Origin of the sequence: Microbacterium sp. UMB0228 (genome assembly GCF_002871415.1) — a bacterium.
In the GTDB taxonomy this organism is placed as follows: Bacteria; Actinomycetota; Actinomycetes; order Actinomycetales; family Microbacteriaceae; genus Microbacterium.
Map to the genome: position 1 here is coordinate 606585 of NZ_PNFU01000003.1, position 23916 is coordinate 630500.

Here is a 23916-nt window from a genome sequence, read left to right on the forward strand (position 1 = left end):
AAGGAGACGCACATGCGACGCACACGGACACTGGCCGGATTCGGGATCGCCACGGTGGCGCTGCTCGCGCTCACGGCCTGCAACAGCGGCACGCCGTCGAGCACCGGCACGTCGGGCAGCGACGAGGGCGACACCTCGAGCAGCACGCCCTGGACGGTCGAGGAGGACGTCACGATCGAGGGGAGCCCCACGTTCGACCGCATCTCCTCGTCGGGCACCGTCAAGGTCGGCGTCAAGGAGGACCAGCCCGGTCTCGGCTACCTCGACCCCGTGACGAACGAGCGCACCGGCTTCGACGTCGACATCGCCCGCTGGATGGCGGCGTCCCTCGGTGTCGACCCCGAGAAGATCGAGTTCCAGGCGATCGCCTCGGCGAACCGCGAGCAGGCCATCGTCAACGGTGACATCGACTACTACGTCGGCACCTACTCCATCACGGACAAGCGCAAGGAGCAGATCGCCTTCGCCGGTCCCTACTTCGTCACCGGTCAGGGTCTCCTCGTCGCCGCCGACAGCGACATCGCGAGCGTCGACGACCTCGACTCCTCGACGACGGTCTGCTCGGCGACGGGTTCGACGCCGATCCAGAACATCAAGACGAACTACCCCGAGGTGAAGACGAAGGAGTACGACACGTACTCCAAGTGCGTCGAGGACCTCAAGAACGGTCAGGTCGACGCGGTCACGACCGACGAGGCCATCCTCATCGGCTACGCGGCGCAGGACCCCGACAACCTCAAGGTCGTCGGCGAGCCGTTCAGCGAGGAGCGCTACGGCATCGGTGTGGCGAAGGGCGACGACGCGCTCGTCGAGTACTTCAACACGCAGCTCACCGACGGTGGCGACATCTGGCAGCAGATCTTCGACAACAACCTCGGCGCCTCCGGTGTGAAGGCCGAGCAGCCCGAGGTCGACCCGGTCGGCTGATCTCTCCGGGGGCGGTCGGTCCGACCGGCCGCCCCCGTCCTCCTCGGCGTCGATCTGACGCGGAAACGAACCGAAAGGCACAGCAGTGGGAGTGATCTCGGACCACCTCGACCTCTGGGGTGAAGCTCTGTGGGGAACCATCGCGCTGTTCCTCGGCGGTGGCCTCATCGCCGTGGTGCTCGGACTCATCGTCGGAGCGGCCCGCGTGTCCCCGGTCCCGATCGCGCGCGGCGTCGGCGCCGTGTACGTGAACTGGATCCGGAACACCCCGCTCACGCTGGTGATGTTCTTCTTCGCGTTCTGTCTTCCGATCCTGCTGGGGGAGCGGGTCAATTCCCTGCTGCTGGCCACGATCGCCCTCGGCATCTACACCGCCACGTACGTCGCGGAGGCGATCCGCGCCGGCATCAACACGGTGCCGGTCGGACAGGCGGAGGCGGCACGCGCCATCGGCCTCAACTTCGGCCAGGTCATGCGCTTCGTCGTGCTGCCCCAGGCCACGCGGTCCGTGGTCCCGCCGCTCATGAGCGTGCTGATCGCCCTCATGAAGAACACCACGGTGGCCGCCGGCTTCTCGGTGGTCAACCTCGGCACGATCCGGGCGGCTCTCAGCGAGCGGGGCGAGAACGCCCTCGTCGTGCTGCTCTGGGTCATGGTCATCTTCGTCGTGCTCGTGCTGCTCCTGAGCTGGGTGCAGCGTGTGCTCGAGAACAAGTGGAGGATCGCGCGATGAGTTCCGTCCTGTTCGACGTCCCGGGCCCCCGCGCGGTCGCCCGCAACCGGATCATCGGTGCCGTCACGATCCTCGTCGTCCTTGCCGTGCTCGGCTGGGTGGTCTGGCGCCTGTACGCCACCGGCCAGTTCTCCGCGGAGAAGTGGAACATCTTCACCTACTCGGCGGTCTGGGTGCGCTTCGGGGAGGGCCTGCTCAGCACGCTCTCCGCCTTCGCCGTCGCCGGTGTCGGCTCGCTGATCCTCGGCTTCGTCCTCGGCATCGGCCGCCTCTCCGAGCACGCCTGGGTGCGCGAACCGGTGCGGTGGATCATCGAGATCATGCGGGCGATCCCCGTCCTGATCCTCATGATGCTGCTGTACTACGGCCTTCCGGTGATCGGCATCCGGATGCCCCCGTACTTCGCGGTGGTCATCGCGCTGATCGTCTACAACGGCTCGGTGCTTGCGGAGGTGCTCCGCGCCGGGATCGAGTCGCTGCCGCGCGGACAGAAGGAAGCCGGCTACGCGATCGGCCTGCGCAAGACCGGGGTCATGTACTTCATCCTCATCCCGCAGGCCGTCCGGGCGATGATGCCCGTGATCATCGCGCAGCTCGTGGTGGCGCTGAAGGACACCGCGCTCGGCTTCATCATCACGTACCAGGAGCTGCTGTACGTCATCAACCAGATCGGCAATCAGGCGCCCTACGGGTCGCCGCTGATCCCCGCCGCGATCGTCGGCGGCTCGATGTACGTCGCCGTCTGTCTGGTGCTCTCGTACATCGCCTACCGCCTGCAGCGTCGGGCGAAGCGCTCGGCCAAGGCCGGACCGGACGAGGCGGACCCTCGCCAGCACGACGGCGAGACGAACACGTCGCTCATCGTGGCGCAGCGCGGGCTGGGCAAGTTCGACGCCAACAGCTCCGGCGCTTCCGGCCTCTGAGCCGCCACCGGCGCGGGACGCCCGTCCCGCGCCGGTAGACTCGACTCCCGTGTCAGAGTCTCCGGAAATCACCCCCGAAGCGGTCGAAGCCGCTGTCGCCGACGCCCTCGCGGCGATCGACGCGGCCGCCGACACCGCCGCGCTGAAAGCCGCCCGTGCGGCGCACGTCGCGGAGGGATCGCCGCTCGCGGTCCTGAACGCCTCGATGCGCCAGGTCGCCCCCGAGAACAAGGCCGCGTTCGGCAAGCTCGTCGGTCAGGGCCGCGGTCGTGTGAACCAGGCGCTCGCGGCGAAGGAGGCCGAGCTGGCCGCCGCCGAGGTCGCCGCGCGCCTGGAGGCCGAGCGCGTCGACATCACCGCCGTCCCGTCGCGGACGCGTGTGGGCGCCCGGCACCCGCTCGCTCTCCTGCAGGACCACGTCGAGGACATCTTCGTCGGCATGGGGTGGGAGATCGCGGAGGGGCCGGAGCTCGAGCACGAGTGGTTCAACTTCGACGCGCTGAACTTCGACGTCGACCATCCCGCGCGCCAGGAGCAGGACACCTTCTACGTCGACCCGACCTCGCGTCACCTCGTCATGCGCACGCACACGAGCCCGGTGCAGGTGCGGTCGATGCTCGACCGCGAGGTCCCCATCTACGTGCTGTGCCCGGGCCGCGTGTACCGCACCGACGAGTTCGACGCGACGCACCTCCCGGTCTTCACGCAGTTCGAGGGACTGGTCGTCGACAAGGGCATCACGATGGCGCACCTCAAGGGCACGCTCGACCACTTCGCGAAGCAGCTCTTCGGTCCGGAGGCCAAGACCCGCTTCCGCACGAACTACTTCCCCTTCACCGAGCCCTCCGCCGAGCTCGACCTGTGGCACCCGACCTTCAAGGGCGGCGCGCGCTGGATCGAGTGGGGCGGCTGCGGCATGGTCAACCCGAACGTGCTGCGCGCGGCCGGGATCGACCCCGAGGTGTACAGCGGCTTCGCGTTCGGCATGGGCATCGAGCGGGGCCTGATGTTCCGCAGCGATGTGCAGGACATGCGCGACATGGCCGAGGGCGATGTCCGTTTCAGCGAGCAGTACGGGATGGTGGTGTGATGCGCGTCCCGCTTTCGTGGCTGCGTGAGTACGTCGATCTGGCAGCGGATGCCACGCCGGAGGACGTCCTCGCGGCGCTGGTGACCGTCGGCTTCGAAGAGGAGGACGTGCACCGCTTCGACATCACGGGCCCCGTGGTGGTCGGCCAGGTCGTCTCGCTCGAGCCGGAGCCCCAGTCGAACGGCAAGACCATCAACTGGTGCCAGGTCGACGTCGGTCCCGAGCACGGCGGCGTCCGCGGGATCGTCTGCGGCGCGCACAACTTCGTCGCCGGCGACAAGGTCGTCGTGACCCTGCCCGGCGCCGTGCTTCCCGGTCCGTTCCCGATCGCCGCCCGCAAGACCTACGGTCACGTCTCCGACGGCATGATCGCCTCCGCGCGCGAGCTGGGTCTCGGCGACGAGCACAACGGCATCGTCGTGCTGAGCGACCTCGGCATCGATGCGCCCGTGGGCACGGACGCGATCGCGCTGCTGGGCCTCGACGACGTCGCGGTGGAGATCAACGTCACGCCGGACCGTGGCTACGCGTTCTCGGTGCGCGGCGTCGCCCGTGAGTACTCCCACGCCACGGGGGCGGCCTTCCGCGACCCCGCCGAGCGCGACTTCGCCGAGCTTCAGCCCGGTTCCGGACACACGGCCGTGGTCGACGACCAGGCGCCGGTGCGCGGCAAGGTCGGCGCGAGCGAGTTCGTCACCCGGGTCGTGCGCGATGTCGATCCGTCGCGGCCCACCCCGCCGTGGATGATCGCGCGCCTGAGTCTCGCCGGCATGCGGTCGCTGGGCGTGCTCATCGACATCACGAACTACGTCATGCTCGAGCTCGGGCAGCCCCTGCACGGCTACGACCTCGACAAGCTCACGGGCGGCATCACCGTCCGGCGCGCGACGCCGGGGGAGAAGATGACCACGCTCGACGGCGTGGAGCGGAAGCTGCACGTCGAAGACCTCCTCATCACCGACGACTCCGGCCCCATCGGCCTCGCCGGTGTCATGGGCGGTGGCACCACCGAGATGAGCGACACCACGCGGAACGTGCTCATCGAGGCGGCGACCTTCGACGCGACGACCATCGCCCGCACGGCCCGCCGGCACAAGCTCCCGAGCGAGGCGTCCAAGCGCTTCGAGCGCGGCGTCGACCCGCTGATCCCGTTCGTCGCGGCCCGACGCGCGGCCGACCTCATGGTCGAGCTCGCGGGTGGCACGCTCACGGAGGAGGGTGGCGCGCTCTTCGCCGAGGTCTTCGTCGCCGAGATCGAGCTCCCGCGCGGCTTCGTGCAGGGACTGATCGGCGTCGACTACACCGACGACGAGATCACCGGGGCGCTCACGACGATCGGGGCGGAGGTCAGCCCTTCGACAGGCTCAGGGCCCCAGGGCGGGTGGACGGTCATCCCGCCGACCTGGCGCCCGGACCTCACCGACAAGTGGACGCTCGCCGAGGAGGTCGCCCGCATCCACGGGCTCGACCGCATCCCCGCGGTGCTGCCGACGCCGCCGTCCGGCCGCGGCCTCACGGCCCACCAGCAGGGGCGTCGCCGCGTGGCGAACGCACTCGCGGCCGCGGGGTTCGTCGAGACTCCGGCGTTCCCGTTCACGACCGAGGCGCAGAACGATCTGCACGGCTCCGCGTCCGGTGAGCACCTGCCCAGCATCCGCCTCGCGAACCCGCTCGACGGGCAGGTGCCGTTCCTGCGGCGCTCGCTCATCCCGGGTCTGCTGCAGACCGCGCACCGCAACATCTCACGCGGGCTCACGGATCTCGCGCTGTTCGAGACCGGGGCCGTGTTCGTCCCGGAGCCCGGCGTGGAGTACGGCACCGCCGAGGTCCCGCCGCTGGGTGTCCGGCCGTCCGATGAGGTGCTCGCCCAGCTCGACGCCTCCATCCCCCCGCAGGAGCGCCACGTCGCGGTGCTGCTGACCGGCAATGTGTCGCCGCGTCAGCCGGGGCGTGCCGCCGAGGCCGCCGGACTCGTCGAGGCGCTCGACGCGGTCCGCGTGATCGGGGCCGCCGCGGGCATCGAGATCGACGTCGTACAGACGCAGCGCGCCGCCCTCCACCCCGGACGCACCGGTGCGCTGGTCGCCGGCGGCGAGGAGGTCGGCTACGTCGGCGAGCTGCATCCCGCCGTCGCGGAGGAGGCCGACCTGCCCGGCCGCGCCACCGTGCTGGAACTCGACCTCGACCGGCTGCTCGCGCTCGCCGGAGGACGCATCGTGGCGGCATCGCTGTCCACGTTCCCGGCCGCGACGCAGGACGTCTCGCTCACGCTGCCGGCCGAGGTGCCGGCGGGCGAGGTCCGCGCGGCTCTCGTCGAGGGCGCCGGCGCGCTGCTGGAGTCGGTCCGGCTCGTGGACGACTACCGCGGCGAGGGCGTGCCCGAGGGATCGAAGTCGCTGACGTTCGCCCTGCGCTTCCGGGCAGGCGACCGCACGCTGACCGCCGCGGAGGCCTCCGAGGCGAAGATGGCGGGCGTCGCCGTCGCCGCGGAGCGCTTCGGCGCCGCCCTCCGCGACTGATCCCGATGCCGCGCGGCTTCCTTCTGAGGCCGCGCGGCATCAGGCGTTCGCGCGGCATCAGGCGACAGCAGCGCCCCTGGCCTGTGCGCACGCGAGTGCCTGTACTCGCGTGACGCCTGTACTCGCGTGACGCCTGTGCTCACGTGACGCCTGTACTCGCGTGAGGGCCTGTGTTCGCGTGAGGGCCTGTGTTCGCGTGAGGGCCTGTGTTCGCGTGAGGGCCTGTGCGCGCGCGGTGGTTTGTGCCGCTCCGCTCTGAGCGGAGGCCCTTCCCCCGAGTCGTCGATCCTGATGACATGGGCACATGACGGATGTGCTGATCCTGGGGGGAACCGGATGGCTGTCGGGGCGCATCGCCGCGCACGCGTTGGGGGCGGGGGCGTCGGTGACCTGCCTCGCCCGCGGCGGACGCCCGGCGCCGCCGGGAGCGACCCTCGTGCTCGCCGACCGCGACGACGAGGACGCCTATGACGTCGTCTCGCGCACCGACTGGGACCACGTCGTCGACGTCTCCTCCCGCGCCGCTCACGTCTCCGCGGCGGTCCGCGCACTCGGCGACCGGGCGTCGCGCTGGACCTACGTCTCGTCGATGTCGGTGTACCGCGACGACGAGACGGTCGGGACGGACGAATCGGCCCCGCGGCACCCGGCGGCACAGACCGGTGAGGACGCCGACTACGCGCGGCAGAAGGTCGCGGCGGAGGACGCCGTGCAGGAGAGCCTCGGCGACCGCGCGATCCTCGTCCGTCCCGGCCTCATCATCGGCGACGGCGACCCGAGCGACCGCTTCGGCTACTGGGCGGCGGCGTTCCTCCGGGCCCTGGACGAGCCGGTGCTGCTCCCGCCGCTCGACGGGCGCAAGACGCAGGTCATCGATGTCGAGGACGTCGCCGCCTTCGTCGTATCCGCCACCCTCACCGGTGCCGTGAACGCGATCGGCGACGTGCGCGAGCTGGAGGACGTGCTTCGGACGGTGCGCGCGGCCACCGGGCACACCGGGCACACCGGGCGGGTCGTCGTCGGCACGGAGGAGCGTCTCGTCGCGGAAGGCGTCGCGTACTGGGCGGGGCCGCGCTCGCTGCCGCTGTGGCTGCCGCCCGAGATGAGCGGATTCATGACCCGCTCGAACGCGCGGTACCGGCGCAGCGGAGGCACGCTCCGCCCCCTCGAGGAGACCGTGGAACGCGTCGTGGCTGACGAGCGCGAACGAGGCGTGGACCGGGAACGCCGCGCCGGACTGACACGGACGGAGGAACGGGCGCTGCTCGACGCCTTCGCTCGCTAGACTGCGAGGCAGTGACACGGGGTGCCGCATCCGCGGCTGAGATCACACCCGTCGAACCTGATCTAGTTCGTACTAGCGAAGGGATGTCGCAATGAGCGATCCTGTGCGTCCGGAATCCGTCCTCGACCTCGCCGTCACGGCGGGAAGGCTGCGGGAGGAGGTCCGGGCTGCGCCGCCGTTGACGCACTGCCTCACGAACGCCGTCGTGACGGGGTTCACCGCCAACGTGCTGCTCGCGCTCGGCGCGGCGCCGGCGATGGTCGACATCGTCGGCGAGGCCGGACCGTTCGCGGGTGCCGCCTCGGGGCTCCTCGTCAACCTCGGGACGCCGACCCCGGAGCAGCGGGAGGCGAGTCGGGAAGCCGTGGCCGGAGCGCTCGCCGCCGCCACGCCGTGGGTGCTCGATCCCGTCGCGATCGGCACGCTCCCGGTGCGGACGGCACTGGCCCACGAGCTGGCCGCGCGGCGCCCGACCGCCATCCGCGGCAACGCGTCGGAGATCCTCGCGCTCGCCGGGCACAGCAGCGGCGGCCGCGGCGTCGACGCGACGGACCGCACCGAGGCGGCGGCCGCAGCGGCCCGCGAGCTCGCCGACCGGTACGGCTCCGTGGTCGCCGTCTCCGGCCCGGTCGACCTCCTCACCGACGGGGAACGGGTGATCCGCATCGCCAACGGGCACGAGCTGCTCACGCGGGTGACGGGCGGCGGCTGCGCGCTGGGCGCCGTGATGGCGGCCTTCCTCGGGGCGTCCCGCGGTACCGGGACCGATGCGCTGACGGCGGTGGCAGCGGCGACCCTCGTCTACACGGTCGCGGCCGAGCAGGCGGCGGAGACCTCCCGCGGACCGGGCAGCTTCGCCGTCGGACTGCTCGATGCGCTGTCCGCCGTGACCCCGGCGGATCTCCGGGCCCGCGCCCGCGTCGAGGAGGAGACCCGATGACCGTCGACCTGTCCCTGTACCTCGTCACCGATCGGTCGCTGTGCGGGGCACGCGGGGTGGTCGCGACCGTCCGCGAGGCGGTGGCCGGCGGAGTCCGCATCGTGCAGCTGCGCGACAAGGAGGCGACGGACGAGGATACTGTCGACCAGCTCCTCGCTCTGTCTGCGGCCATCGACGGCCGCGCGCTGCTCGTCGTGAACGATCGCCTCGATGCGGCCGTCGAGGCGCGTCGTCGCGGCGCCAGGGTGGACGGGGTGCACCTCGGTCAGGCGGACGCCTCGGTGCTCCGCGCGCGCGAGCTCCTCGGCCCGGAGGCCCTGATCGGGCTGACCGCGAACACCTCCGCGCACCTCGAGGAGGTCGCCCCGCTGCCGCCGGGGACGGTCGACTACCTCGGCGTCGGCGTGATCCGCCCCACGCGCACGAAGCCCGACCATCCGGACCCGCTCGGCATCGACGGCTTCGCCGCGTTCGCCGCGCGCAGTGCGCTGCCGTGCGTCGCCATCGGCGGGGTGGACCTCGACGACACGGCGGCGCTGCGCGCGGCCGGTGCCGCCGGGATCGCGGTGGTCTCGGCGCTGTGCGCGGCAGTGGACCCCCGTGCTGCAGCCGCGGCCTTCCGTCGGCGGTGGCTCGGACGGGCGGTGCCGCATGTGCTCAGCATCGCCGGCAGCGATCCGTCCGGCGGCGCGGGCATCCAGGCCGACCTCAAGGCGATCGCCGCGCACGGGGGCTACGGCATGGCGGCCCTGACCGCCCTGACCGCCCAGAACACGCAGGGCGTCCGCGCCGTGCACGTCCCTCCCGCGGAGTTCCTGCGCGCGCAGCTCGAGGCCGTCGCCGACGACATCCGCATCGACGCCGTGAAGATCGGCATGCTCGCGGACGTGGAGGTGATCCGGACGGTCGCCGCGTGGCTCCGGGACACACAGCCCCCGATCGTCGTGCTCGACCCGGTCATGATCGCGACCTCGGGGGATCGGCTGCTCCACCCCGACGCGGAGCGCGAGCTGCGGAGCCTGCTGTCCCTGGCGACCGTGGTCACCCCGAACCTCGCCGAGCTCGCGGTGCTCGTCGGTCACAAGGTGACGGACTGGGCGGACGCGCTCGCCGCGGCGCGAGAGCTGTCGGCCGCTATGGGGACCGCGGTGCTGGTGAAGGGCGGGCATCTGCCCGGGGACGAGGCGCCGGACGCCCTGATCGACACGGCAGCCGGTACGCGCGCGGAATTCCCGGGGGCGCGTATCCGGACGGAGAACACCCACGGCACCGGCTGCTCGCTGTCCGCGGCTCTGGCCACACGACTGGCGCGGGGCGACGATCCCGCGACCGCGGTCCACGCCGCGCGCGCCTGGTTGCGGGAGTCTCTCCGCGCGGCCGACGACCTGGACGTCGGGCGAGGACACGGCCCGATCCATCATCTCGCGGGACTCTGGGCGCGCGGCGGGGTCGAGACCCAGCCGACACCGGAGGAGGTGGCCGCGGCCTGGTGGGACGAGACCGCCGCGATCCGCCGCGACATCGACGCGCTGCCCTTCGTGCGCGCGCTCGCCGAGGGGACTCTCGAGCGCGACGCCTTCGTCTTCTACCTCGCGCAGGATGCCCTCTACCTCCGCGAGTACGCCCGGGTGCTCGCGGAGGCGTCACGTCTCGCTCCGACCCCCGACGAGCAGGCGTTCTGGGCCGAGGCCGCGCACGGCGCGATCCGCGGCGAGCTGGAGCTGCACGCGTCGTGGCTGACGCCGGAGACCGGGGTGGGTGGCGCGACCTTCGCCGCCGAGCCCGCCCCGGCCACGGTCGCCTACCTCGACCACCTGCGTGCCGTCGCCTTCGGCGGGGACTACGCCACGGTGATCGCGGCCGTGCTGCCCTGCTTCTGGCTCTACACCGACCTGGGGGAGCGGCTTCATGCCGGAGCGTTCGGCGCGGCGCCCCGCGACCCCCGGCATCCCTATGCATCGTGGCTGGCGACCTACGCGGATCCGGCTTTCGCGGAGGCCACCCGGCAGGCCGTCGCGCATGTCGCCGCCGCGGCCGCGAGGGCCGACGACACCGGCCGAGAGCGGATGCGGCGAGCCTTCCTCACTTCGAGCGCGCACGAACGGGCCTTCTTCGCCGCACCGTCTGCTCCCGCCTTCGTGTGACGCCCCGGATTTGCGGTGCCGAACGCGCCCGCGCTATCGTCGCCGCATGCCTTCGGTCGCCACCGCTCCTTCGACGCTCGTCCCGAGCGTCATCGCCGTGCGCCGACGTCGCGGCCGCCGATTCTAGGCGACCCCGCCCTTCTGCCTGCGTCCGCGCGGCGGTCGAGTGCCGGTGTCGCCGCCTCCGGCCCCGCCCCCGGTCCCGAGATCGTCGAGGACCCGACCGTTAAGGTAGAAGCATGACGTATTCCGTCGCCGTCTCCGGCGCCTCCGGCTACGCAGGCGGCGAGATCCTGCGCCTCCTGGCCGCTCACCCCGACGTCGAGATCCGCACCGTCACGGCGCACTCGAACGCCGGACAGCCCCTCGTCGCCCATCAGCCGCACCTCCGTTCACTCGCCCACCTGACGCTGCAGGACACCACACCCGAGGTCCTCGCCGGACACGACATCGTGTTCCTGGCCCTCCCACACGGCCAGTCCGGGCAGTACACGGACGCCCTCGGCGACACCCCGCTGGTGATCGACGCCGGAGCGGACCACCGGCTCACCTCGTCGGCGGAGTGGGACGCGTTCTACGGCGGGTCCTTCCATGAGCCGTGGACGTACGGCGTGCCCGAGCTCCTCGTCGGAGGGGGCAAGCAGCGGGAGACGCTGCGCAGCGCGACCCGGATCGCCGCACCCGGCTGCAACGCCTCCACGGTGAGCCTCAGCCTCGCCCCCGGTGTCGCGGCCGGCGTGATCGACCCGGGCGACATCGTCTCCGTCCTGGCCGTCGGCCCGTCCGGGGCGGGCAAGAGCCTGAAGACGAACCTCCTCGCCAGCGAGATCCTCGGCTCCGCGAACCCCTATGCCGTCGGCGGCACGCACCGCCACATCCCGGAGATCCGTCAGGCGCTCGCCGCCGCCCGCCCTTCGACGGGCTCAGGCGCTTCGACAGGCTCAGGGACCCAGGGAGCAGGGACCCAGGACATCCGGATCTCTTTCACCCCGGTCCTCGTGCCGATGTCGCGCGGCATCCTCGCCACGTCCACGGCGCCGATCGTCGAGGGTGTGAGCGACGCCGAGATCCGTCAGGCGTGGGAGAGCGCCTACGGCGACGAGACCTTCGTCCAGCTGCTGCCGGAGGGGAGCTTCCCGCGCACGGCCGACGTGCTCGGGGCGAACACAGCCCTCCTCGGCCTCGCGATCGACCGCGCCGCGAACCGCGTCACGGTGGTCACCGCCGTCGACAACCTCGTCAAGGGCACCGCCGGAGCTGCCGTCCAGTCCATGAACATCGCGCTGGGGCTTCCCGAGACCCGCGCCCTCTCAGTGAACGGAGTCGCCCCGTGAGCGTCACCGCCCCCGCAGGATTCGAGGCGGCCGGGGTCGCCGCCGGACTCAAGTCGACCGGCAAGCCCGATGTCGCCGTCGTGGTCAACCGCGGCCCCCGCAAGGTCGGCGCCGCCGTCTTCACGAGCAACCGCGCCAAGGCCAACCCCATCATCTGGTCGCAGCAGGCCGTCGCGGACCGCGTGGTCGAGGCCGTCGTCCTCAACTCCGGCGGTGCGAACTGCTTCACCGGGAGCTTCGGGTTCCAGACGACCCACCAGACCGCGGAGAAGGCGGCCGAGCTGCTCGGCATCAGCGCGGGCGACGTGCTCGTCTGCTCCACGGGGCTCATCGGGACGGGGGACGAGGTCTTCCGCGAGAAGGTCCTCGCGGGCACCGCGCAGGCGATCACCGAGCTGAGCGCGGACGGCGGGGAGAGCGCCGCGCACGCCATCATGACCACGGACACGGTCGCGAAGACCGCTGTGGTCACCCGCGACGGCTGGACGATCGGCGGCATGGCGAAGGGCGCGGGCATGCTCGCCCCGGGTCTGGCGACGATGCTCGTGGTGCTCACCACCGACGCCGTGCTCGAACCGCTCCAGGCCGACGAGGCGCTGCGTCGGGCGACGGGACGCACGTTCGACCGCCTCGACTCCGACGGCTGCATGTCGACCAACGACCAGGTGACGCTGCTCGCCAACGGCGCCTCCGAGGTCGTTCCCGACCTCGACGACTTCGCCGAGGCGCTCACCGCGCTCTGCCAGGAGCTCGCGGTCAAGCTGCAGGGCGACGCGGAGGGCGCGAGCCACGACATCACGATCGAGGTGCAGCACGCCGTCTCCGAGCAGGACGCCGTCGAGGTCGGCCGCTCGGTCGCCCGCAACAACCTGTTCAAGGCGGCCATCTTCGGCAACGACCCGAACTGGGGCCGCGTCCTCGCGGCGATCGGCACGACGGCCGCGCAGTTCGACCCCTACGACGTCGACGTGTGGATGAACGGCGTCCGCGTCTGCACCGCCGGCGGGCCGGACCGCCCCCGCGAGGAGGTCGACCTGACGCCGCGGGCCACGCACCTGATGATCGACCTCAAGGTCGGAGAGGCCACCGCCACGGTGCTGACGAACGACCTCACCCACGACTACGTGCACGAGAACAGCGCCTACGCCTCATGACCGACATCCAGGACACGACGCCGGACATCGCGGCGCAGAAGGCGACCACCCTCATCGAGTCGCTGCCGTGGCTGAAGAAGTTCCGCGACCAGATCGTCGTCGTCAAGTACGGCGGGAACGCCATGGTCTCGGACGAGCTGCAGGAGGCCTTCGCCCAGGACATCGCGTACCTCCGCTACGTCGGTGTGCAGCCCGTGGTCGTGCACGGCGGCGGGCCGCAGATCTCCGACATGCTGCAGCGGCTGGAGATCCCCAGCGAGTTCAAGGGCGGGTACCGCGTCACCAACACCGAAGCCATCGGCGTCGTGCGGATGGTGCTCACCGGGCAGGTCAACCCGCAGCTCGTGTCGAAGATCAACTCGCACGGGCCCATCGCCACCGGGCTCAGCGGCGAGGACGCCGGGCTCTTCGGCGGCCGCCGCCGCGGTGTCATGATCGACGGGGAGGAGGTGGACCTCGGCCGCGTGGGCGACGTGGTCCAGGTCGACCCGACGCCGGTGCTCGACCATCTCGCCGCAGGGCGGATCCCGGTCGTGTCGAGCATCGCGCCCGACCTCGACCACCCGGGGCAGTCGCTCAACGTCAACGCGGATGCCGCGGCTGCCGCGCTGGCCGTGGCCCTCGGTGCGCGCAAGCTCGTCATCCTCACCGACGTGCCGGGGCTGTACGCCGACTGGCCCAACCGGGACTCGCTCGTGTCGCACCTGACGTCGGACGCGCTCGTCGAGATGCTTCCGCGCCTCGAGTCGGGGATGATCCCGAAGATGCGCGCGTGCCTCGATGCGGTCGAGGGCGGCGTCGACGCGGCGGCGATCATCGACGGACGGGTGCCGCACTCGGTGCTCGTCGAACTGTTCACCAGCAAGGGAATCGGGACCGAAGTGGTCCTGGGAGAGAAAGGGGCGACGGCATGACCGTCTGGCAGGACGACGCGGCACGTGATCTCGTGCTCAACGCGGGGGAGCGCCTCGCGCTGCTGACCCGCGGTGAGGGCTCGTACCTGTGGGACGCCGAAGACCGACGCTACCTCGACTTCCTCGCCGGCATCGCGGTGACCTCCCTCGGACACGCGCACCCGGTGTTCGTCGATGCGGTGTCCCGGCAGGCCGCCACCCTCGCGCACGTCTCCAACTACTTCGCGACTCCGCCGCAGCTCGCGCTCGCCGCCCGGCTCAAGCGCCTCGCCGGCGCGGGGATCGACGGTCGCGTGTTCTTCTCGAACTCCGGTGCCGAGGCCAACGAGGCCGCGTTCAAGCTCGCCCGTCTGCACGGCGGTGCGGAGCGTCCGCGCATCCTCGCACTGGAGAACGGCTTCCACGGCCGGACGATGGGCTCGCTCGCGCTCACGGCCAAGGAGTCGATGCGTGCGCCGTTCGCGCCGATGCCCGGAGGCGTGGAGCACATCCCGGCCACGATCGACGCGCTGGAGGCCGCGATGGACGACCGGGTCGCCGCCCTCATCGTGGAGCCGATCCAGGGTGAAGCCGGCGTCGTCGAGCTGCCCGAGGGTTACCTCGCCGCGGCACGCTCGCTGACCCTCGCGCACGGCGCCCTGCTCATCGTCGACGAGATCCAGACGGGCGCGGGCCGGACCGGCGCCTGGTTCGGATTCAGCCACGAGGGCATCACGCCCGACGCCATCACGCTCGCGAAGGGCATCGGCGGCGGATTCCCGATCGGCGCCCTCGTCACCTACGGGGCCGCGAGCGCCTTGTTCACCCCCGGTTCGCACGGCTCCACGTTCGGCGGCAACCCGCTCGCGACGGCCGTGGCGGACGCGGTGCTGGCCGAGATCGAGCGCGCCGACCTCGTCGACAACGCCGCGCGCCGTGGCGCCGAGCTGCGGGACATCATCCTCGGCATCGACTCCCCGCTGGTCGGCGGCGTCCGCGGCCGCGGACTCCTCGTGGGCGTCGCGCTCACGCAGCCCGTGGCGGGTGCGGTGGTCGCCGCCGCCCAGGACCGCGGTCTCATCGTCAACGCCGCCAACCCCGAGACCGTGCGCGTCGCGCCGGCGCTCACCATCGGCGACGCGGAGCTGGCGGAGTTCCGCGAGCTGTTCGCCGCCGCTCTCTCCGACGTCCACACCTCCGCCACCGGAAAGGTCCCCGCATGACCCGCCACCTGCTGCGCGACGACGATCTGACGCCCGCCGAGCAGGCGGAGATCCTCGATCTCGCGCTCGAGCTCAAGAAGGATCGCTGGGCGGACAAGAGCCTCGCCGGCCCGCAGACCGTCGCGGTGATCTTCGACAAGTCGTCCACCCGGACGCGCGTCTCGTTCGCCGTCGGTATCGCCGACCTCGGCGGCACGCCGCTCATCATCTCCACGGCGAGCAGCCAGCTCGGCGGGAAGGAGACGCCGTCGGACACGGCCCGCGTACTCGAGCGCCAGGTCGCGGCGATCGTCTGGCGCACGTACGCGCAGTCGGGCCTGGAGGAGATGGCCGCCGGTACGCGAGTCCCCGTGATCAATGCGCTGTCCGACGACTTCCACCCCTGCCAGCTCCTCGCCGACCTGCTGACGATCCGTGAGCACAAGGGCGACCTGAAGGGCCTGACGCTGACGTTCTTCGGCGACGGCCAGAGCAACATGGCGCACTCCTACGCGCTCGCGGGCGTCACGGCCGGCATGCACGTGCGCATCGCCTCGCCGGAGGACTACGCACCGCGCGCCGACGTGATCGAAGCGGCCGACCGCCGCGCCGGGGAGACCGGGGGATCGATCACGCTCTTCACCGACCCGGTCGAGGCGGCCGCCGGTGCCGACGTGGTCGTCACCGACACCTGGGTGTCGATGGGCAAGGAGGAGGAGAAGCTCGCGCGGATCCGCGACCTCGGCGGCTACAAGGTCACGCCGGAGACGATGGAGCTCGCGCACGACGACGCGATCTTCATCCACTGCCTGCCCGCCGACCGCGGCTACGAGGTGGACTCCGCGGTCATCGACGGTCCGCAGAGCGTGGTCTGGGACGAGGCGGAGAACCGCCTGCACGCCCAGAAGGCCCTGCTGGTCTGGCTTCTCGGGAAGAAGGACGCGTGATGGCCGGTTCGCACGAAGGCACCAACGAGGGCGCGCTCTGGGGCGCGCGGTTCGCCGCCGGTCCGTCGCCGGAGCTCGTCGAGCTGAGCCGGTCGACGCACTTCGACTGGATCCTGGCGCCGTACGACATCGCGGGATCCCACGCGCATGCCACGGCGCTGGCCGCCGCGGGGTACCTGGAGCCGGATGAGGCCGCCCGGATGCACGAGGGCCTCGACGCCGTCGCGCGCAAGGTCGCCGACGGCACCCTGCGGCCGTTGCCCACCGACGAGGACGTGCACGGTGCGCTCGAGCAGGCGCTGATCGCCGAGCTGGGTCCGGAGCTGGGCGGACGCCTCCGCGCCGGCCGCAGCCGGAACGACCAGATCGCGACGCTCGTGCGGATGTACCTGATCGACCACGCCCGGGTGATCGCGCGCGACCTGCTGCGCGTGATCGATGCGCTCGTGGCGCAGGCGGAGGCGCATCCCGACGCGATCCTGCCCGGCCGCACGCACCTGCAGCACGCACAGCCGGTGCTGCTCGCCCATCACCTCCAGGCCCACGCCTGGCCGCTGGTGCGCGAGCTCGAACGCCTCGTCGACTGGCGCCGTCGCGCCGGTGTCTCGCCGTACGGCGGGGGAGCGCTCGCGGGGTCGACCCTGGGCCTGGATCCCGCGCTCGTCGCGACGGAGCTCGGCCTCGACCGGCCGGCGGAGAACTCCCTCGACGGCACCGCTGCGCGGGACGTCGTGGCGGAGTTCGCGTTCATCGCGGCGATGACGGGGGTCGACCTCTCCCGCCTGTCCGAGGAGATCATCCTCTGGAACACGCGGGAGTTCGGCTTCGTCACCCTCGACGACGGCTACTCCACGGGATCCAGCATCATGCCGCAGAAGAAGAACCCGGACATCGCCGAGCTCGCGCGCGGCAAGTCGGGGCGTCTCATCGGTAACCTGTCCGGCCTGCTGGCGACGCTCAAGGGCCTGCCCCTCGCGTACAACCGCGATCTGCAGGAGGACAAGGAGCCGGTGTTCGACTCGGTGCAGACGCTCGAGGTCGTGCTGCCGGCGTTCGCCGGGATGATCGCGACGCTGCGTTTCCACACGGAGCGGATGGCCGCGCTCGCCCCCCAGGGGTTCTCCCTGGCGACGGATGTCGCCGAGTGGCTGGTGAAGCGGCGCGTGCCGTTCCGCGACGCCCACGAGATCTCCGGCGCGCTCGTGCGCGCCTGCGAGGAGCAGGGGATCGGGCTGGAGGACGCCTCCGACGAGCTGCTGCTGTCGGTGTCGCCGCACCTCGTCCCCGAGGTCCGCGAGGTGCTCACGATCGAGGGCTCCGTCGCGTCGCGCACGGGCGTCGGCGGCACCGCTCCGGAGCGGGTGGCCGAGCAGCGCGCGGAGCTCGTCGCCCGCGCGCAGGCCGCTGCGCACGCGCTCGGCCTGTAATCGCTCCGGCGGCGGCCTCGCCTCAGTGCAGGTCGCCGTCGGCGGCCGAGCGTTCCCACCGGGTGAACCGGACGGTCAGGCCCGCGCGGGTGGGCGCGGCGAGGAACGGTCCCGCGGAGACGGTCGCATCGCTGGCGAAGGGAGCCACCCTGACCAGGCGCCAGGGGCCGTCGTCCGCCCGGGCGCGCACGATCATCGCGTCCGCCCAGCGGCTGACCCGGACCGTGATCTCGCTCTCGCGCCAGTCGTCGACGTAGCCGACCGACCAGTCGGATCGGCCGGCGGTCACGACGGCACCGAGACCGAGGTGGCCGTCGGCGAACTCGACGCCCGCTTTGATCCAGTGCTCCTCATCGGCGCGCACGAAGAGCCCCGCCTGGTCGAACTGCCCCTCCCACGGCGCACGGAACGCGACCTCGATCGCCTCGCCGACGGCGAGCGGCGCGAGCAGCGCGTGCTCCGTGTCGTGCACGAAGCCGTAGGCGGTGTGGCGCCAGGCGTCGCTGCGCTCGGCCGCGGTGGCGTCGAGGTGACCGTCGACGTGCGTCCAGGCGGGGGCGTGGGTCCAGGTGCCATCGGTCCAGTTGATGATGCGCGATTCAGGCATATTTCCCATCTATAGCTGATAAGGGCATAAACAGCGAATATTCGTGATACGGTTATGGCATGGTCATCGCTGTGATCGCTGACATCGTCGGGTCCCGGGAGCTCCGGGACCGCGGTGCTGCGCAGCGCGCGCTGGACGAGACCATCGCACAGGTGGAACAGGATCGCCCGCTGGCCATCCACCCGCTCACGCCCACGGTAGGGGACGAGCAGCAGGGCGTCTACCGCGCACTGCCCGACGCGCTCCTCTCCCTCCTCATGGTCCAGCTCCGCCTCCCGGAGGGTCTCGCCTTCCGCTTCGGCATCGGGGTCGGCGAGGTCCGGCCGGTCGCCTCGGTGCACGGCGAGCTCGCCGACGGACCCGGGTGGTACGCGGCACGCGCCGCGATCGAGACCGTCCACGCACGCGAACAGCGCGCCGTGCCGCGCACGCGCACCTGGATTGTCGGCGCCCCGGGTCAGGATGAGGTCATGGAGACCGTGATCGCCGCGTCCAACGCTTACGTCCTCGCGCGCGACGAGCTGGTGGGGGCGATGAGCACGCGCGAGCGCCACCTCACCTACGGACGCCTGGTCGGCCGGTCCCAGCAGGAGCTCGCCGCCCAGGAGGGCATCTCGCAGCCGAGCGTCTCCAAGTCGCTGCGGAGTGCGGGAGCCGCCGCTCTCATCGAAGGCGTGGCCGCGCTCCGGGGGGAGTCCGCATGATCCTCGCCGGCTTCGTCCTCCTCGCCGTCGGCGCGACCGACCTCGTCCGGCAGTTCGTGCCGCGGCGGTGGATCGGCTTCGTCGTGGCCGCGGCCGTGGTCGTCCTCCTCGGTATCGGCGGCGACGCGCTGCTGCCCGCGCTCCTGGGGCTCGGTGCCGGGGCGCTGTGGGCGTGGAGCATGCCGGACGAGGGGCCGTCCCGGGCGGGGTTCTGGCCGGCGGTCGCGCTGGCCGCCCTCAGCATCGCCGCCGTGGTCTGGGGCGGGTCGAGGAGCACGTCTGGACTCATCGGCGAGCTCTGGACGCTCCGCTCGCCCTTCGGCGAGGTGCCGTTCGATCTCGCCGTGCTCGCGCTCGGTGCCGGCGTCTTCCTCCTCGAATCCGCGAACCTCGTCGTCCGTGCGGCTCTCGACGGCGAGCACACCTGGCGCCCGGCCGAGGTCTCGGGGACCGTCGCGCCCGAGCCCGTGCCCTCAGACCGCTCGGAGGCCGACGCCCCGGCGGTGTCCGCCGTGATCCCCGCCGATCCCCGCCATGGCTTCAAGGGCGGGCGGCTCATCGGGCCGCTGGAACGCGTGCTCGTGATGATCCTCACGCTCGCCGCGGCGTACCCGGTGCTCGCGGCCATGCTCGCCGCCAAGGGCATCGTCCGCTTCCCGGAGATCTCCCGCGACGGGGAGACCGGCGCGCGTGCCGAGTACTTCCTCGTCGGCAGCCTCGTGAGCTGGGTGATCGGCCTCGGTGCCGCGTTCCTCGTCTGGTGGGCGGCGCACAGCTGACACCCCCGCCCGCGACGCAGCGGGACGGTCGCGCGCTGCTAGCCTGGAGCGCGTGTCAACTCCCGCTCTGACGACCGCGCCGCAGGCGACCGACCCCACGTTCGAGAACGTGTGGGACGAGATCGTGTGGCGTGGCCTCGTCCACGTGTCCACCGACCAGGAGGCGCTGCGCGCCCTGCTCGCGGGAGACCCCGTCACGTATTACTGCGGCTTCGACCCGACGGCACCGAGTCTGCATCTCGGGCACCTGGTCCAGCTGCTCCTGCTCCGCCGCCTCCAGCTCGCCGGGCACAAGCCGCTCGGTCTCGTGGGCGGCTCCACCGGCCTGATCGGCGATCCCCGGCCGACTGCGGAGCGCACGCTCAACACCCGCGAGACGGTGGCGGAATGGGTCGACCGCCTGCGCGGCCAGGTCGAGCGGTACCTCAGCTTCGAGGGCGACAACGCCGCCCGCATGGTGAACAACCTCGACTGGACGGCGCCGCTCTCCGCCATCGACTTCCTGCGGGAGATCGGCAAGCACTACCGCGTCGGCACGATGCTGAAGAAGGACGCGGTGGCCGCGCGCCTGAACTCCGACGCCGGCATCAGCTACACCGAGTTCAGCTACCAGATCCTCCAGGGGCTCGACTTCCTCGAGCTCTACCGCCAGTACGACTGCGTGCTGCAGACGGGCGGCTCGGATCAGTGGGGCAACCTCACCAGCGGCACCGACCTCATCCACCGGGTCGAGGGGGCCTCGGTCCACGCGATCGGCACGCCGCTGATCACCAACAGCGACGGCACGAAGTTCGGCAAGAGCGAGGGCAACGCGATCTGGATCGACGCGGAGCTCACGAGCCCCTACGCGTTCTACCAGTTCTGGCTCAGCACGGCCGATGCCGACGTGATCGAACGCCTCAAGGTCTTCACGTTCCTGACCAGGGCCGAGATCGAGGAGTACGCCGAACTCGTGGCGACGGAGCCGTTCCGCCGCGCCGCCCAGAAGCGCCTCGCGCTCGAGGTCGTCGCGACGGTGCACGGCGTGGAGGCGACGGCGGCCGTGATCGCGGCGTCCGAGGCGCTGTTCGGGCAGGGCGACCTGACCACTCTCGACGCGGCGACGCTGCGCACGGCCTTGGACGAGCTCCCGCACGCGACGGTCGCCGCCGGTACTCCGGTGGTCGACGCACTCGTCGCGACGGGGCTGGTGTCGAGTCTGTCGGAGGCCCGTCGCGCCATCGCGCAGGGCGGGGTGTCCCTCGACGGCGAGCGGGTGGAGGACGACTCCGCGACCGTCCAGGGCACGCTTCCCGGGGGTGTCTCGGTGCTGCGTCGCGGGAAGAAGACTCTCGCCGGCGTCTTCCTCGGCTGATCCCGGTCAGGCATGCCGTTCACCCCGAGTCACGCGATCGTGGCGTTGCCGTTCGTGCGCACGCCCCTGGTTCCCGCGGCGATCGCGATCGGAGCGATGACGCCGGACATCTCGCTGTTCCTGCGGAACGTCGGGCTCAACTACGGGTTCCTGCACGATCCGGTCAACGTCCTGTGGACGGCTCTGCTCGCGCTCGTGCTCTTCCTGCTGTGGCGTGTGCTGCTGCGCCCCGCGACCCTGGAGCTGTTGCCGGACTGGGTGAGCACGCGGCTGCCCGCCGGGTGGGGCGCGAGCGGACTCCGGGCCGGGGTCGAGGCATTGACCCGCGACGACCGTCCCCGGTATCGGGGGGCGCGGTCGCTGTATCCGGCCCTGCTCGTGCTCTCCGCGATGCTGGGGGTGCTCTCGCACATCCTCTGGGACGCGTTCACGCATGAGTCGCGGTGGGGGGTCGATCTGCTGCCCGCGCTCGCGAACTCGTGGGGTCCGTTCGACGGCTACAAGTGGCTCCAGTACGCCTCGAGCGCGCTCGGCCTGCTGGGTCTGGCGATCTGGGCGGCACTGTGGCTGCGTCGTGCGACCCCGCGAACGCATGCGCCCCGGATCCTTCCGACGGTCGTGCGGGTCGCGTGGTGGCTCTCGCTGCCGGTGATCCTCGTGCTCGCCTGGGTCGGCGGACTGCTCGCGTTCGGCCCGCTCTCCGCCGAGTTCACGGTGCAGCATCTCGCGTATCGGGTGCTGCCGCCGGCCTGTGCGGTGTGGGGCCTGCTCACCCTGGTCCTCTGCGTGGTCCTCGCCGTGCGGCGGCCGCGGTCCGCCGTCTGACCCGCAGCGGACCCGGCACGTCGGGAAGCCGAGTCACCAGCGTGGTGCGTCCGTACCCCAGGCGTGCGGGGCCTCGAACCTGAGCCCGGGGAGCGCGGGGGCCGCCGTCACGATCGGCGTCCCGTCCACGTCGAATCGCGCGAGATGCGCCGAGGCGTCGATCTCCGGCGCGCGCACGGCAGCGGTCGTGCGCGGCATCCCCAGCAGTTCGGCGGCGACCCGGCGCAGGGAGGTGCGCACGATGCGCGAGCGCCCGTCGCGGGCACGGAGCAGGCGGGTGAGTGCGGCGGCGAGAAGATATCCGCTGCTGTGATCCAGCGCCTGGGCGGGGAGGGCGCCCGGTCGTCCGTCGTCGCCCTCGATCATCGCGATGCCGCTCTCCGCCTGGACGAGACTGTCGAAACCGGCGCGCTCGGGATGATCGGGTCCCCAGGCGCTGAGCTGCGCGACGAGGAGACCCGGGTGCTGCTCGACCAGAGCGTCGGGGGAGAGGCCGAGCCGGTCCAGCGAGGCGGGCCGATATCCGAGCACGACCGCATCCGCCGACTTCAGGAGGGCGTGCAGCTCGGGGGACCGGGCGTCGAGGCGTGCGGTGCGCTTGCCATGGCCGGTGTCGAGGTGCTGCCACGGGAGCTCGGGGAGCTGCGGCGGGTCGAGACGCAGCACGTCGGCGCCGAGGAGAGCGAGCGTCCGTGTGCACACCGGCCCCGCGATCACTCGGGTGAGGTCCAGGACACGGAGGCCGGCGAGCGGAGCGCGCGCCGAGACGGCGGGAGACGAGGTCCGTCGGTCCTTCGTTCGTCCGCCCTCGGGGCCGGCGACCGCGATATCGAGGAGCGGAGCAGCTCGCTGTGCCCGGTCGGCCTCGGGGTCCTCGTGACGCACGGCCACCGCGAGTCCGCCCGCCGCGGAGATGAGCCCCACGGCCTCGTCGGTCGAGAGGGTCGACATCCTGCGGGTCACGGCCTCCGCACCCGCCGAGCCGGACAGACCGAGCGCGCGGCGAAGCGCTCGAGCGTGGTGCGGGTAGTTGCCATGTGTGCGGACCCACCCGTCGCCGCTCTCCCAGAACCCGGAGAGCGGCGCCCACACCGGCGGGGGAGTTCCGTCGACGAGCAGGTAGCGGTCGCTCCGGTAGGCGACGGCCACGCGTCGGGGATCGATGGACCCGGGGTCGAGTCCGGCGGCGACGGTGACCGCGGCCACACTGGCGAGAGCCAACTCTGCGGTCGCCGTGCGCGAGGCGAGAGGCACCGGATCGAGAGTGCAGAGTGACGCGACGGAGTCCGCGGGGAGGGGCGCGTCGCCCGTGTCCCGCCACACACGGGCGAGCAGATCGGCAGTGGTGTCGGAGAAGGGAGGGGGCATGGGCGTGATGCTACTCCGCCCCCGGATACCGCTGGAAACAGCCGCTGATCCGGCCGAACCCCGGCGCGGGGCGCCCGCGACACGCCCGGGGTGGTGCGCCCGATTTGCCAGACCCCCGGAATCCACGTAACTTATTACTTGTTCGCCCCACAGGGAAGCGGAGAAGCCCAGAGCTTCACCCCCCTCAAGCGGAGAACCACTCCCGATCCACTCTCACTTGAGAGATCCAGCGCTTGCGCCTAGGATGGGAGATCCACCCCTTCTGCGGCTGTCACCAGCTGCGCAGCGGATCCGAGATCCACGCGGCGCGCCGATTTGACAAGCGGGTCGGGATGGCTAAGATAGAGAAGTTGCCCTGCGGGCCTGGTTGTGATGGCTGGGTCGTGGGAGCATCCGATCCTTGAGAACTCAACAGCGTGCACTTGTCAAATGCCAAATTATCCTCGTCTAGCTTCGGCTGGGTGAGAATTCCTTTGGATCAAAGACCAACCTCTTTGTGGGGTTGGCAACGGATGAAGTCAGCAATGAATTCGTCTCTTTGGTCAGCATCAAACTCGCTGCGTTCCGGTTTTTCCCCGGTTCGTATGCAATTTCTTTTTACGGAGAGTTTGATCCTGGCTCAGGATGAACGCTGGCGGCGTGCTTAACACATGCAAGTCGAACGGTGAAGCAGGAGCTTGCTCTTGTGGATCAGTGGCGAACGGGTGAGTAACACGTGAGCAACCTGCCCCTGACTCTGGGATAAGCGCTGGAAACGGCGT

Annotated in this window: 20 protein-coding genes, 1 rRNA gene and 1 riboswitch; of the genes, 19 read left to right on the forward strand and 2 right to left on the reverse strand. The window is 71.4% G+C overall.

Translation table 11 applies throughout. The annotated features are described in order from the left end of the window. Nucleotides 1–12: 12 nt before the first annotated feature. The 14 genes from CJ226_RS10410 to argH all read left to right on the forward strand — a co-directional run bounded on the left by CJ226_RS10410 (nt 13) and on the right by argH (nt 17518). A complete protein-coding gene (locus tag CJ226_RS10410) occupies nt 13–927 on the forward strand; it encodes a glutamate ABC transporter substrate-binding protein (protein ID WP_102209103.1) in 915 nt (304 codons plus the stop codon). 85 nt (nt 928–1012) lie between these two features. Further along, the gene (locus CJ226_RS10415) at nt 1013–1660 is read left to right on the forward strand and encodes an amino acid ABC transporter permease (protein WP_062636670.1); all 648 of its coding nucleotides are present in this window, start codon (nt 1013–1015) and stop codon (nt 1658–1660) included. Beyond that, complete coding sequence (locus tag CJ226_RS10420; protein ID WP_102209104.1) at nt 1657–2583, forward strand: amino acid ABC transporter permease; 927 nt, start codon at nt 1657–1659, stop codon at nt 2581–2583. Before CJ226_RS10415 ends, CJ226_RS10420 begins: the two co-directional genes overlap by 4 nt. 49 nt (nt 2584–2632) lie before the next feature. Further along, complete coding sequence (gene pheS, locus CJ226_RS10425; protein WP_102209105.1) at nt 2633–3673, forward strand: phenylalanine--tRNA ligase subunit alpha; 1041 nt, start codon at nt 2633–2635, stop codon at nt 3671–3673. After that, entirely contained in the window at nt 3673–6192 is a 2520-nt protein-coding gene (gene pheT / locus CJ226_RS10430) for a phenylalanine--tRNA ligase subunit beta (protein ID WP_102209106.1), read from the forward strand. Before pheS ends, pheT begins: the two co-directional genes overlap by 1 nt. Before the next feature lie 304 nt (nt 6193–6496). Further along, nucleotides 6497–7477 carry an NAD-dependent epimerase/dehydratase family protein gene (locus CJ226_RS10435; protein ID WP_102209107.1) on the forward strand — a complete coding sequence of 327 codons (981 nt, stop codon included), beginning with the start codon at nt 6497–6499 and terminating at the stop codon, nt 7475–7477. Between the two features lie 7 nt (nt 7478–7484). Beyond that, nucleotides 7485–7578, forward strand: a riboswitch (TPP riboswitch). Further along, nucleotides 7569–8417, forward strand: coding sequence for a hydroxyethylthiazole kinase (gene thiM, locus CJ226_RS10440; RefSeq protein WP_082802951.1), 849 nt, complete (start codon nt 7569–7571; stop codon nt 8415–8417). It overlaps the preceding riboswitch by 10 nt. After that, nucleotides 8414–10561: a bifunctional hydroxymethylpyrimidine kinase/phosphomethylpyrimidine kinase gene (locus tag CJ226_RS10445; protein ID WP_102209108.1), complete on the forward strand. Its 2148-nt coding sequence runs from the start codon at nt 8414–8416 to the stop codon at nt 10559–10561. The genes thiM and CJ226_RS10445 overlap by 4 nt, the downstream gene beginning before the upstream one ends. A gap of 239 nt (nt 10562–10800) precedes the next feature. Then, on the forward strand, nt 10801–11895 hold the full coding sequence (gene argC / locus CJ226_RS10450) for an N-acetyl-gamma-glutamyl-phosphate reductase (RefSeq protein WP_062636680.1): 1095 nt from the start codon (nt 10801–10803) through the stop codon (nt 11893–11895). Then, complete coding sequence (argJ, locus tag CJ226_RS10455) at nt 11892–13049, forward strand: bifunctional glutamate N-acetyltransferase/amino-acid acetyltransferase ArgJ (RefSeq protein WP_101844878.1); 1158 nt, start codon at nt 11892–11894, stop codon at nt 13047–13049. The genes argC and argJ overlap by 4 nt, the downstream gene beginning before the upstream one ends. Beyond that, nucleotides 13046–13963 carry an acetylglutamate kinase gene (argB, locus tag CJ226_RS10460; protein WP_025105262.1) on the forward strand — a complete coding sequence of 306 codons (918 nt, stop codon included), beginning with the start codon at nt 13046–13048 and terminating at the stop codon, nt 13961–13963. The genes argJ and argB overlap by 4 nt, the downstream gene beginning before the upstream one ends. After that, nucleotides 13960–15165 carry an acetylornithine transaminase gene (locus CJ226_RS10465; protein WP_102209109.1) on the forward strand — a complete coding sequence of 402 codons (1206 nt, stop codon included), beginning with the start codon at nt 13960–13962 and terminating at the stop codon, nt 15163–15165. The genes argB and CJ226_RS10465 overlap by 4 nt, the downstream gene beginning before the upstream one ends. Continuing rightward, nucleotides 15162–16091: an ornithine carbamoyltransferase gene (argF, locus tag CJ226_RS10470; protein WP_025105260.1), complete on the forward strand. Its 930-nt coding sequence runs from the start codon at nt 15162–15164 to the stop codon at nt 16089–16091. The genes CJ226_RS10465 and argF overlap by 4 nt, the downstream gene beginning before the upstream one ends. After that, nucleotides 16091–17518 (forward strand): argininosuccinate lyase, encoded by a 1428-nt coding sequence (gene argH / locus CJ226_RS10475; RefSeq protein WP_102209110.1) that lies wholly within the window; start codon nt 16091–16093, stop codon nt 17516–17518. Before argF ends, argH begins: the two co-directional genes overlap by 1 nt. A gap of 22 nt (nt 17519–17540) precedes the next feature. Here argH and CJ226_RS10480 read toward each other — a convergent pair whose 3' ends face one another. Beyond that, nucleotides 17541–18125: a DUF1349 domain-containing protein gene (locus CJ226_RS10480; RefSeq protein ID WP_102209111.1), complete on the reverse strand. Its 585-nt coding sequence runs from the start codon at nt 18123–18125 to the stop codon at nt 17541–17543. Nucleotides 18126–18184: 59 nt separating this feature from the next. Between CJ226_RS10480 and CJ226_RS10485 the strand changes: the two genes are divergently transcribed. From CJ226_RS10485 to CJ226_RS10500, 4 genes are read left to right on the forward strand one after another with little or no spacing between them, the layout of a single operon-like run. Beyond that, nucleotides 18185–18829 (forward strand): SatD family protein, encoded by a 645-nt coding sequence (locus tag CJ226_RS10485; protein ID WP_102209112.1) that lies wholly within the window; start codon nt 18185–18187, stop codon nt 18827–18829. Next, entirely contained in the window at nt 18826–19608 is a 783-nt protein-coding gene (locus CJ226_RS10490) for a hypothetical protein (protein ID WP_062636694.1), read from the forward strand. Before CJ226_RS10485 ends, CJ226_RS10490 begins: the two co-directional genes overlap by 4 nt. 52 nt (nt 19609–19660) lie before the next feature. Further along, nucleotides 19661–20962, forward strand: a complete 1302-nt coding sequence (gene tyrS / locus CJ226_RS10495) for a tyrosine--tRNA ligase (protein ID WP_102209113.1) — start codon at nt 19661–19663, stop codon at nt 20960–20962. 12 nt (nt 20963–20974) lie between these two features. Beyond that, nucleotides 20975–21787 carry a DUF4184 family protein gene (locus CJ226_RS10500; RefSeq protein ID WP_102209114.1) on the forward strand — a complete coding sequence of 271 codons (813 nt, stop codon included), beginning with the start codon at nt 20975–20977 and terminating at the stop codon, nt 21785–21787. 33 nt (nt 21788–21820) lie between these two features. Here CJ226_RS10500 and CJ226_RS10505 read toward each other — a convergent pair whose 3' ends face one another. Then, nucleotides 21821–23155: a CoA transferase gene (locus CJ226_RS10505; RefSeq protein WP_102209115.1), complete on the reverse strand. Its 1335-nt coding sequence runs from the start codon at nt 23153–23155 to the stop codon at nt 21821–21823. 596 nt (nt 23156–23751) lie between these two features. Here CJ226_RS10505 and CJ226_RS10510 point away from each other — a divergent pair. After that, nucleotides 23752–23916, forward strand: a 16S ribosomal RNA gene (locus CJ226_RS10510); the annotation flags it as partial.